The organism is Rhodococcus sp. EPR-134, from assembly GCF_001647205.1.
Taxonomy (GTDB): Bacteria; Actinomycetota; Actinomycetes; order Mycobacteriales; family Mycobacteriaceae; genus Rhodococcus_F; species Rhodococcus_F qingshengii.
The window spans coordinates 1-11,370 of the sequence record NZ_LVCT01000122.1 but is presented as its reverse complement, the minus strand read 5'-3'; the positions used below and the strand labels follow the sequence as shown (position 1 = coordinate 11,370).

Genomic DNA, 11,370 nt, shown 5'->3' with positions numbered 1-11,370 from the left:
GCGACCACAGCGGATTCGATGGCAGCGCAGACTCTTCCAAGTACGGAACCAGCCACCAGGACCAACGAGCACCTCTGGCGAGGACGCCTGACTACAAGGATCACGGTCAGGATCCCGACGAGTATCAAGAATTGGTCAACGTCGATCTTCCGTCCAACACCGCACTCGTTCAACTCACAGCATTTGAAGCCGAACACTGCGCAATGATCATCGGCGCGTACTTACAAGGTCAAACCGGATACGAGCCCGCGGCGCTTGATGTTCGGTGGTTCCTCCTGGCTGCTGCGGCTTCAGCGCGCCACCCAGACAACGACCACCTCGCGCAAGTGCTCGCTTCCCGCCGCGACGCCGTGATGAATTGGCCGTTTCCACGTCCGGGCGGACCACGGGCTCAACCGCGATAACACCTAGTCGTGACAGCGCAGAGAAAGCGGCAACCCAAATCGGAGCTCGAATGCCCACAGGTTGAGGTTGGTCTACCTGGCCGCCAATGTCTTCTCTTGCCGGTGCCTGTAGAACTCACTCCACGATCAGGCCGCGTACTGCCATGATCGGGAGGACGTGCAGGTTCCCACGCTCGTCGGCGAACTGCACCGAGCACTCGTTCACCCCAACGATTGTGCCCTTCACCGCATACATCGCTCTGAGATGGGCGACGAACACTGTCCCTGACGCTGCGCCGTAGCCGTTCCCGATACGTCCGGTCAGTAGCGTCGCGACTTGCGCGGCGTGTTCACGGCCGTCGATGACTTCAAAAACAGCAGCATCGGTGGAAGCGACGATCCAGTCGTGGAAAGCCTCGATCGAAACGGACTGTGCCATATACGGGCCGACCGCTGGGATCGACTGCTCATCGACCAGGCCGGCGTAGTCATTTGTCGTGAAGCCCATCGCCTTGCTCCCTTTGTCCTGTGGGGTAGATGCGGTTCACCATCTCGCCCCGCACAAACACGTGCGGCATCAACGCGACTCCGCGGATACGCCTTGGCGTCAGCAGAGTTCGACCACCCACGCATACCACCTGCTCACAGCACGCTCGGAATACCTGACGGATCCCTCTCACTCATCACGACCGCGTCCGCTTCATCGAACTGCTCGACGGACAATCCAGTCTGAGAAACCCATTCACGGCGAAGCTCGTCGAACAGGTCCGTCGGCCACCGCTGGATCAACTTCGGCAACGATCCCGGCACCAAAGCCCCATCGACAGTTGCGCGCACCGTCACTGTCACCGAAACTTCGAAACTTCTTTTATTGCTTTCCATTTCAACCTCCTGTTCGAACAGCCTTCCTCGTGACTCGACTCTGTCTGCCGGCGCACGAGCCTGCGGCACCGACCATCTCGGCCGGACACGAATCTCTGCCACCGGAGGTTGCTTAGCGGCGCGAGCGGAACAGCCAATCAGCTCTTCGTCAGGTAGTGCGCATCGTCGCCGAGAGCAGCCTCAACTTCGCGTTTCATCAGCTGACTGCGGTGCAAGTGTGGGTCACGAGCCAAGATGTCGTGGGCATCCGCCCGCGCTGCGAGATGGATGCGAGCATCATCGATCAGGTCCGCAACCAACAGCCCAGCATCTCGCCCTGCCTGTGCTGAACCGGTCAGGGAGCCAGGCCCGCGGATCTGCAGATCGCGATCGGCGAGTACAAAGCCGTCGTCGGTCTCGCACATCGCATCCATACGCGCCACACCGTCCTCGCTATTGGTCTGTCCGACAAGCCAGCAGTGGCCGGGCCAGCGTCCACGTCCGACTCGGCCACGCAGCTGATGTAGCTGGGCCAGACCAAATTTCGTGGCATCCAAGATCGCGATCACAGTCGCATTCGGAACCGAAACACCGACCTCGATCACGGTTGTCGCAACAAGTACGTCGAGTTCGTGTTCCTTGAACGCGCGCATCATTTCTCGCCGCACGTCCGGCTTCTGCTTCCCAGTCGCCAAACCGATCCGCAAGCCTGCCAATGCGCCGGCCTCGAGTGCGACGCAAGTGTCTTCGGCTGCTGCCGCCATCTTAGTTTCCGAGTCTTGACCGGAGACTTTGACCAACGGGCACACCACGAACGCTTGTCTCCCCTGACTGATCTCGCTACGGATGGATTTCCACACCGGAGAATTCGGGTCGTCCGTCGTCGCGGATTCCAGCCACGTCGTCACTGTCGGGGTTCGACCCGGCGGCTTCTCATCAAGGATCGACAGCTCCACGTCACCGTAGGTCGTGATCGCGGCAGTCCGAGGTATAGGAGTCGCTGTGGCTTGCAGAATATCCGGCGTCGACCCACCCGGGCCCTTCGTGGCCAGCACTGCACGTTGATCCACACCGAAACGGTGTTGTTCATCGATCAATGCCACACCAAGGTTCGCGAACACAACCGGATCCGACAGCACAGAGTGGGTTCCCACCAGCAAGTTCACATGCCCGCCCGCGAGGTCTGCGAGCACATTTTTCCGCGGACGGGGAAGTCCCCGCGACACCAGCAGATCCACTGTCACACCCAACGGACGCAGCACCTCGGCCATCTCCTCGAAGTGCTGGCGCGCGAGTATCTCAGTCGGCGCCATCAGCACTGCCTGGTAGCCACCCTCAATGGCCATCAGTGCAGTTGCCGCAAGTACCAGCGTCTTTCCTGCACCAACGTCGCCTTGAAGCAGCCGGTTCATCGGCCGGGCAGCGACCATGTCTTTGCGAATCTGACCGATCGCTCGCGACTGCGCACCCGTCGGCGTGTACGGAAGGCCAGCCAGCCAAGGATCTACGAGTTTCCCAGTCGGTGTGTGCGTCACACCCGGTTCCGCGGCCTGCGCATTTCGGAGTACGCCGAGCGCGAGTTGCAGTCTCAACAGCTCGTCGTAGGCAAGCCGATTTCTTCCCAAGTCCGCGTCAGCTTTCGACTCCGGGACATGCACCGACCGCAGCGCAGCCAACCGCGTTGGTAGCTTCCGCCTAACCAACAGTGGAGCCGGGATCGGATCGTCGAGCGCCGGGATACGCCGCAACGCGTCAACCGCCGCCCGTCGCAACATCCAAGTGTCTACCGAATGCTTCTGCGACTGTGGGTAAATCGCCAACAGCGGGGCCGTGGAATCCGACATCAGTTCGAGTAGCGGAGAGGTCATTGACAACGCTCCGTTGAACTCGCCGAGATCACCCTGCACGATCAACAGGTCACCACGGTGGAACCGCTGGCCCATCCACATGGCATGGAAGAACATCGCTGAGATGTTCGTACTGTGTGCGCCGAGCGTGAATCGGACGTAACGCTTCTCCCAGTCCGTTTTCATTCCGAGGACTCGTGCAACGAACGTCACCTGCTTTGTCCCGGCGACCAGTGTCTCCAGAGGGGCCAACTGCGTTCGGTCTACGTAGCGGAGGGGCACCCGCATCAGCAGGTCGAACACACTCGAAACTCCGCCAGCCACCATCTTTTCGTTCGTCGTCTCACCAACGCCGTCAAGATCGTCGACAGGAACTCCCCGCAGAGAATCGAGCAGTCCATCGAATAGCAGCGGTTCACCGGAACCCTTCTCCGCGAGAACCGCTGCTGCTGACCTGTTGTCCTCAATATGAGGGATCGCGAGTTCAACACCCACTGCTGCGAACGATTCCGCAACGGTCGGAGCCGCCGCAACTCGCGTACCACTCCCCCACGAGACTGTCGACGCCACCAGTGAGGACACAACCGCTTGCTGAGCCTTCGGCTCTCTGGACGATGGCGCCGCGACTCGTGTCCCACTCCCCCACGGCCAGTCACTGTCCTGCACCGACTGCTCCGCTGATTCCTCGTCACGGCCGCTGTGTCGCACTCCGCCCCCTGGCGCCGACTCACCTGCCCCCGGTGCGCCGGCAGGTAGATCTGGCAAGCTCTCAACTATTACTCCCAGCGCCGGCAACGCATCGGCGTGCGCGCGTACGTCAACGAGGAGTTGCAGAGACAGACGGGGCGGCCACGACGATTCATCTCGAACATTGCGTTTACGAGCAGAATCCATCGCAGGGGTACACACACCAACTGACGCCAACCGGTCCGCTGCATCCCGCAGACGCGCTCGCTGGGCCAAGCTCAGTTGCACGTCAACACGCTCCCTACTGCGGTCGTGGTCACGGATCATTCCGCGCCTCGATTTCAATTCTGCGAGACGCACTTCCGGTCATGCGGCACTCTGCGTCGTGCCACACACCAGAACCACCCACACCACAATCAAAATCATGACCACCACATCCGGCAGTAACTCACTTCTAACCTGGGTCACAATCATCACTCCGACAAAGCCAATTGCAGAGTGCTGCGCGGAGTTCGGCCTCACCGTGCCGTCGATCCTGTTGGTCTTGGCCACTGATCGCGGCCCATCCACAATGTCCAAACTTCTTGCAGGTCTATCAATTACACGATCCACCGACAAAACGGCTCACATCATCAAGGCCGCAGAACCGTCAATCACCGAATTCGCGATGCAATACCCTGATCAGCTACTCGCCCGCTCCGGAACCGGTCGACCATTCACAGCAGTCGACGACACCGGCATCCCCTACACAGTGTGGGCCAACCTCACAAAGCTGACTTCGGCTCTCAGCATCACTGATTGAACCCGTCACTCGAGATAACCGCATCACCGAATCGAAGCAGCTGAGTGCGAGTGTTCTTTGACAACTTGTCCAAAACGATGATGTCCCCGCCTTCCAGGTGCTGATCGAACGGCACCTCAACGACAGCCCTGACGATATTTCGATAGAAATCCATGATCTTCGCTGTATTGGTTTTCGTCCGGTCGTGCCTCGAATTGACCACCACCACAGCATCATCGAGTAGTCGTTTGTACTTCGGCTTGGCCTCGGCCCGGTCCATCATGCGGTTAGCCGTCCAAGTCGACGACCGAACCCCATCCCCACCCTCGGACACGATCACCACGAGATCCGCATCATCGAGGACAGCTTCCACGACATCGGAAACCATGCCGGCGGCGCAGTCGGTGATCGTCACCTCGTAATGCTCGCGAAGTATCTCGGTCAACCTTACGTAGTCCGTGCTCGTGAAAACAGCCTCCGCCGAGGTCGATGCGTCGGCCGCAAGGACGTCCAAGCCACCGGCCACCCGGTTCATGTGGGCTCGCAGATCATCGAGTGTCCGGATCCGCCCGATGCCTTCGACGACGCTACGTACGTTTCCCGCAGGTCTTTTCGACTCGGGAACTCTGTTTCCCAAGTCACCACAGCCGGGTGATGCGTCGACGGCAACGATCGGACCGTTCCGGAGCGAAGCCAACAACAGCCCGAGAAGCACGGCGGTTGTCGTCTTCCCTGTCCCGCCACCCTCGTTGATGAAGGCAATGTTCTTCGGCTCGTTCAGCGGTCGCCGGATTGACTTCGCCAGTGCCACATCGTCGCCGGGGCCAGTCGCTGCGGTGCGGCCACGCAGCATCGTCAGCCATCGCCCGCGACGCTTCTCCGACTTCGGTGAATCCTCTCGGCGACGGGGCTCCGCTGCCGAAACCGGCCGTTGTCCACCAGCCTTCGTCGTATTCCCGGCGCCGGCCGGCCGCAGAGGTCGTCGGACAGCCGTGACCGACGCCGGAGTCGCTGACTCCGCCCACTGAGTGTTGTCCGCCTGCGGCTCAGCCTCTCCGGGCCCAACCTGGTCGTCGAGCGCCCGGTCATCCCACGGGTTGTCGGATCCACCCCCAAACGAATCGTTGCGCCCGGAGCCCGCATTTTCACTCATCGACGTTCACCTCCTGAAAATCGTTCGCCCACCATAGTGACTGTCACTGTTCCGGTGTTCTGGTCAACTGGTCGCGCCACCGCTCGTGAACAGTGTCCGTCCTGCGATCTACCCAGCCAGTTGTGCAGTCTTCGGTCCACTGACGAAGGCGCGATGTCGACTGAGCGCCCATCCACGCAGCCAGACCTACATCACCGTCCCAACCTTGCCTGTTCGTTGTTCCCACGATGATCAACGGCCCCTGGTGACCTGCGATCTGACCGCACAGTTCCTTCCAGGCGGACTGAATCTGATCTGAGCGCCTGGTGGCGACGCCGATGTCATCTATGAGGATCACCGACGCTCCTCTCAACCAAGCCTGCAATCGTCCTCGCAGTTCCCACGGTGCAACGTCACCGCCGAGAAGCGCTTCCTCCGACACAAATCGCACCTGGTCGGCACCAAACTTTTCAGCGACCGCATTGCAGACAGCGAACCCCGCGAAGGTCTTGCCGATTCCTGTGGGTCCGAAGAACATCAGCCCAGCTCGCGCTCGATCATCAAGTTCACAAGCGGCGACCGCTTCGCATGCTGTGCGGCCCCACCGGGTGTTTCGAACGTCCGGGTCACCCAACGTCGCCGCTTCGTAACCTGCAGTCGCATCGAACTCGGCGATCCTGCGCAACAGTCGACCGCGGGCTTGGCCTTCGAGTTCCCGATCCCATGTCTGCTCGTAGTCCTCTCCGCGACAGCGAGTGCATGTGACGTTCGACTGCCAACCAGGCGGTTGACCTGGCATTCCACTCATGCGCAGAACTTCCTCTCCGCACTGGCGACACTTCACCCTGACCACAGTGTTAGCTCTCGTTTTTGCCATCAGATCCCCCGCACGGTCACCGTGGTGGATCCCACGGCCGCGACACTGTCACCCGCGAGCGTATTCGTCTCGTTCACACCTGCCCCAATACCGCTTCGTGTTCGGATCGATCCTGATGCCATGTCCACCATCGCCTTTCGGATCTTCTCGATCGAGGGAAAGTCGTCGCCTTGTACGTAGAATCGTGCGCGTCCGGCGTCAGGTGCGAGTATCCACAAGATGACTGCCTTCACATCTGCCACAGGCATGGAGGCGCCGCCGTCCGATCCCGTCAACACCTCCCAGATCCTGCGATACGTCACCCCCCGAACGGGAACTTCCCCGTTCTTGAGCAGTTTGCCCAGATAGCACGACCAGCCGCGACTCAACTCCTTGATCGCCTCGGCATGTTCCCCACCGTCACGCACAGGGTCGAAACCGGCACCTGCAGTTCGATAGTCGGCGTACAACTTTTGGAATGTTCGTTCGGTTGGCATGCCCTGGATATTCGACTTCCAATGCGGCTTATGCTTCATCGCCCATGAGATCGCCCCGGAAGCTTCCTCGACATCTCGAATTCGAAGCACAGCCATAGCGTTTCGCCGCCACGCTGTCGTCGGGGTCACATCTCCCACCACCCCGTATGTCCGTACGGTGTTTATCACTGCGCTGATCAAACGGTCGATGCCAGCGACTATGACTGCACCGCTCTCGGACTCGGCAAGTCTGAATTCAGCAAGCATCTGCGAGTACGGCCCCGCTTTCGGAGCCCCCGACCGTGTCGGGTGTGGCGCGGGAATCGGCGCTTCTCGGCTTCTCCAATGAGAGGTTGCACAATCGTTGCCGAGTGCCCATTCCAACACTTCGCGGGGATCACTCGCTCCGCTGGCCCCGACAATCGCGGATGCCCACGCATGTCGGTCGCCGTCGATGAGTTTCTTCGGCGACGTTCTGACCCACTCAAGCAATGTTTCGACGCGAGTTTCGTCTGTTTGCCACGTCGATTCTGCGCGGTGTGAATTTCGAGCAGAGTCACCAGCTGCGAGCGCCTCGGCGATTCGGCCGGCCACCGCGTCTGCGAGTCGTTCGATCAATTCCGGTCGAGCCTCGAATGCGGCGACGATCGATGCTGCGAGTTCCGCCTCGTCCAAGTTCGCCATGGTCCCTCCCGGTCGGGCTGAAGTCGTGTTGGTGTTTCCGATCGCCAACGCTAGGAGCACCGTTTCCGGTGTGCGGCACGTACTCGCGCTGCTTACCGGTTCCTCGGACGGCATCCAGGACACACAAAGCCGCCACTGAGCGCCTCGCAGAAGCTGCGCCGAGGCGTACTCGCGGTCCGTGGTCGCATTCCGCCGACAAATGGCCCACAAGGCCTCTCAGCGGCGATTCCACTCGGAACCTATTCATGGCCGCCGTAGAAGTTCATCCGGGGATGCGCTTGCGCATCGGGGTCTCGGCGCGAAGCGGCGAGGTCGTCAACTCAAGCGAAAACCCTCCCCCTGCACCCCCACCGACCGTAGGGAGGTGGGGTTTTGTTGTGGTCTTGTTCGTGCGCGCGCGGACGCGCGCACGTGCGACTATCCAATACCCCAGCGGATACCCTATCCACCACGGCTCTGACCAGCGAGTTTGAATGCGGATACCCTATCCGTTGACCTATCCGTAGGGGTATCCGAAGACAGCGAAATGGATAGGGTATCCCGTGCGGTATCCACAGGTTTTGAAGCTGATACTCGCTCGTCCGGAGGGGAACTTGAAGTCTGGCCTCAACACCTTTAGTGCCCCTACTCCCTGCGGAGCGGACGACATCCAACCGATCAGGCCCCATGCCTTCGTCGACGAAGGCATGGGGCCTGATTTAGGTAAAGGATGGGCTCACATCGCGAACGTGAGTCCCAGCCTTAGTGATTGCTGGCGCGCGGTTGAATCTGAGTCACTTTGCGATGCTTCCCGAGCGCCTGTTGCAGTGGTCGGTGTAGCTCGGCCTGCACTACACACCAGGTCCGCCGGTCGAGTTCTGTCACGGCTAATTCGATCCCGGGCATGTTGCTCAGCGCCGTGACCATGTAGTCGTTCGGCTGGTCTATGTCGCCGTCCATTGCGTCAGCAGGTGGAAGTGCGGATCCCGTGATTTCGGCCCACAGGAGCGATGCACTTTCATGAAGGTTTGCGGCTTTCGTCTTGTCGAGGTCGCAGAGTCTGAGCTGTAGTAGTTGTGTGCCGAATACGAACCGCAAGAATGGGCTGTCGATCTCGTTCTGAAGGGGATACAACCCGGCGCGCAGGTATTTCGGGTTGTTGAAGGCGTACTGGCGAATCCAGGACACGACGAGGATGTAGTACCCATCGCGGGCTATCAGGCCGCGTTTCTCGAGTTGTTCGAGAGTGCGCTCTGCATGGTCCAGGTTCGTGCCGTCGAGGTCGGCCCATTCGTGGCGCATGTACAAGCTGCCAATGGGCGAAGTCGCCTTGCTGGTGGAAATCATGGTGAAGTAGCCGATCTCCGACAGGTTGCAGCCGAGTGCTGCGAGGTCTTTCCAGAAATCCTTGACCATCGGGACGAAGAATCCGGTCCGGCCGCGAGCTCGTGTTGCCTTGGCCGGCGAAGTGTCGTGCCTACGGGCGTCGACCATTTTCGGCACCTTCCTCGGATGTTTCAGTCAAGTGCCAGTCGTCGAAGGTCCCGGTGACCCTCCCCGCCTCGACCAGCTCACTCCATGCCTGTTGGGGGCTCACCACATCCGAGTCCGGCCCCAGTTGGGTGTATCGCAAACGGTCCGGTAGCAGTTCGGTGGCGGCCGTGGCGTCGAAGGTGGTGTCCGGCGAGCATCGGGCTGCGAGGAGGAGTGCTGAGCCTGCGACGGTCAGGGATTGTCGGCGGCTCATGCTGCACCGGTGCCCATTGCGATCTGCGCTCGGGGCCTTACTACGCCGAGGTGTTCGGCGATTTCGTCGACGGTCGCAGTAGAAATCCAGTGTCCCCACGCTGCACGAACGATGGCGGATGTCGACGCCAGTCCCCCACCCTGGTGGGTCAGGAGAAGACCGACAACAGACTCGCAGTGTTTGGAGAGAGTGGTGGTCATTCGACTGGTGTGGGTTTTGTCGGGGCTCGGTAGGTGGGGGGCCAGTACTGCTCGGGCTGCTTCGATGTCAGCAGCGCCGGCGACATCGACCATGGCGGTGATAGTCGCTTCCCCGAGTATCCATCCCAGGGGGCGGTCGGTTCGTTCGGCGACCTCGTCCAGGAGGGCTCGTGCGTCGCGATGCAACCTCAAAGTGATCATGGGCAGTTCCCGTCAGGTGTAGATGTGTTCATCTCCGATGTAGAGCATGTAAACATGCCCAGTTCCGGTGATGCGGCACATGTATGCGTGACGTGTCACCTCCATCGTCCTGAGCTGGGAAGACGCTGGAAACAGGGTTGGGGCCGTACAAGTGGCTACTTGTACGGCCCCAACTAGGTGGCGATCGGGTCACTCGCTACCGGTTGCGAACTCGCGCGTTCTCTGGGAAGTAGCGGAGCAATCGGTCGGCGTCCTTCTGGTTCTTCGAAATGCGATCGACGGCGAACAGGAGAAGTGCCTGAACGAACGCTGTTTCAGATGCTGTTCCACCGAAGTGCTGCATCCGCGTTGGGTCGGCGATGTGCCAGGCCAACGAGGATTCCGAAACAGCGTCAACGGTGGTCTGCAGCATCGGGAACGTCTTCGTCCTGATGGTGTCTTTCCGCTTGCCTGTCGACCTTCGCGGCGTCGGGGCCGGCGCGTCGTCTGCGGGGTCCTCAAAATCGCCGTAGTCGTTGTCGTCGTCAGGAGTGACCACCGGTGACGCCGCGGGCAGTGGGCTCACCTCGGACTGGGTGTCCTCAGCGGGGTTTGGCACCGACGGTTCTTCGGTGAACGCTGCGAGGCTGGTCCCGCCGGATGCAGCCCGCGCCATCTTGAGTGGGTCACGCCTAGGTCGTTGCGACATCGGTGGTCCCCTTCCTAGTTTTCTTGTCCGGTATTGACTGTCTCAGCGCGACTTTCGAGAGCCGCGTAGATGATGTCCGCGATCTCCTCGGGAAGATCTTCCTTCTCGATTGCGTCGAAAATCGCTTCGAGGCGCTCCGGTGTCACCGCTGCGACGACTGCCAAAGCCACTGCGGCGTAACGGGAGGCGATGTCTGCGTTCTTCAGCTTGCCTGTTACGAGGCGAGAGACAGGAACCATCGACGACCCTGCTTCTGACACGATGGTTCGACGTGGGATCTGCGGATTGAGAACGCCGATTTGCCCCTTGAATCGCTCGTCCATCCACTCCTGCGCTGCTGCGAGGGTCAACGTGTGTTCGGTGGTGCGATCGAGCATCGTCGCAACAACCCCGATACCGTTCACCCGCCGACGGGAAAGACTGCTGAACTTGATCGCAGATTCCACCGTAAGTGTGAGTCCGGAAAGAGCGGCCGATTCGGTCTGCAGCGGGAACACCAGGTGTTCGGAGGCGTACAACGCCAAATAGAGGGTCGACGATGTGCTGGCGGGCGGATCCACGACGATCAGGTCGTAATGCTCACCGATTTCCGATACTGCGAGCGCTTCGAGGAGAGCCTGCTCCGCGTCGGTTCCAGACCTCGATGTCGTCACTTCAAGGCCGCGGTCCGGTGCCGGCAGGATGTGGACCGCACCTCCGGGCAGGAGCGGACCGCCCTGTATCCACGGACGATCGAAGGCAATGTCAGGCTGCCAGTCCACTGGAACTCGGGCCACCTGCTGCGGCCTTGCAGCGCCCACTAGGACGTCGCCGATCGACAACTCCCCTACCGGAGCGACCGTGCCTGT

The 11,370-nt window shown here is 60.7% G+C and carries 12 protein-coding genes and 1 pseudogene; 1 reads left to right on the top strand and 12 read right to left on the bottom strand.

From position 1 onward, the window contains the following. Positions 1-404 (top strand): annotated as a pseudogene (locus A2J01_RS36300) (hypothetical protein); the annotation flags it as partial. 115 nt (positions 405-519) lie between these two features. Here the strand turns inward: A2J01_RS36300 and A2J01_RS05490 are convergent. From A2J01_RS05490 to A2J01_RS05435, 12 genes are all read right to left on the bottom strand, one after another. Then, positions 520-891 carry a hypothetical protein gene (locus tag A2J01_RS05490; protein WP_064112268.1) on the bottom strand — a complete coding sequence of 124 codons (372 nt, stop codon included), beginning with the start codon at positions 889-891 and terminating at the stop codon, positions 520-522. Positions 892-1,025: 134 nt separating this feature from the next. Continuing rightward, positions 1,026-1,265 (bottom strand): hypothetical protein, encoded by a 240-nt coding sequence (locus A2J01_RS05485; protein WP_064112267.1) that lies wholly within the window; start codon positions 1,263-1,265, stop codon positions 1,026-1,028. 137 nt (positions 1,266-1,402) lie between these two features. After that, positions 1,403-4,066: an ATP-dependent DNA helicase RecG gene (locus A2J01_RS05480; protein WP_197494165.1), complete on the bottom strand. Its 2,664-nt coding sequence runs from the start codon at positions 4,064-4,066 to the stop codon at positions 1,403-1,405. A 78-nt stretch (positions 4,067-4,144) separates the two neighbouring features. Beyond that, complete coding sequence (locus A2J01_RS35675; RefSeq protein ID WP_141695860.1) at positions 4,145-4,330, bottom strand: hypothetical protein; 186 nt, start codon at positions 4,328-4,330, stop codon at positions 4,145-4,147. A 239-nt stretch (positions 4,331-4,569) separates the two neighbouring features. Continuing rightward, on the bottom strand, positions 4,570-5,712 hold the full coding sequence (locus tag A2J01_RS05470) for a nucleotide-binding protein (RefSeq protein WP_058228445.1): 1,143 nt from the start codon (positions 5,710-5,712) through the stop codon (positions 4,570-4,572). Positions 5,713-5,755: 43 nt separating this feature from the next. Next, the gene (locus A2J01_RS05465; RefSeq protein ID WP_190287584.1) at positions 5,756-6,499 is read right to left on the bottom strand and encodes an AAA family ATPase; all 744 of its coding nucleotides are present in this window, start codon (positions 6,497-6,499) and stop codon (positions 5,756-5,758) included. 68 nt (positions 6,500-6,567) lie between these two features. Further along, the gene (locus A2J01_RS05460) at positions 6,568-7,707 is read right to left on the bottom strand and encodes a hypothetical protein (RefSeq protein ID WP_064112264.1); all 1,140 of its coding nucleotides are present in this window, start codon (positions 7,705-7,707) and stop codon (positions 6,568-6,570) included. 741 nt (positions 7,708-8,448) lie between these two features. After that, positions 8,449-9,180: a hypothetical protein gene (locus tag A2J01_RS05455; protein WP_047269159.1), complete on the bottom strand. Its 732-nt coding sequence runs from the start codon at positions 9,178-9,180 to the stop codon at positions 8,449-8,451. Continuing rightward, positions 9,164-9,433 (bottom strand): hypothetical protein, encoded by a 270-nt coding sequence (locus A2J01_RS05450; RefSeq protein ID WP_047269160.1) that lies wholly within the window; start codon positions 9,431-9,433, stop codon positions 9,164-9,166. Before A2J01_RS05450 ends, A2J01_RS05455 begins: the two co-directional genes overlap by 17 nt. After that, positions 9,430-9,834, bottom strand: a complete 405-nt coding sequence (locus A2J01_RS05445) for a hypothetical protein (protein ID WP_047269161.1) — start codon at positions 9,832-9,834, stop codon at positions 9,430-9,432. The genes A2J01_RS05450 and A2J01_RS05445 overlap by 4 nt, the downstream gene beginning before the upstream one ends. Positions 9,835-10,030: 196 nt before the next feature. Next, positions 10,031-10,522 carry a hypothetical protein gene (locus A2J01_RS05440; protein ID WP_125053092.1) on the bottom strand — a complete coding sequence of 164 codons (492 nt, stop codon included), beginning with the start codon at positions 10,520-10,522 and terminating at the stop codon, positions 10,031-10,033. Positions 10,523-10,536: 14 nt separating this feature from the next. After that, positions 10,537-11,370 (bottom strand): ParA family protein (locus A2J01_RS05435; RefSeq protein WP_156519179.1); only part of this gene is annotated, 834 nt, incomplete at its 5' end.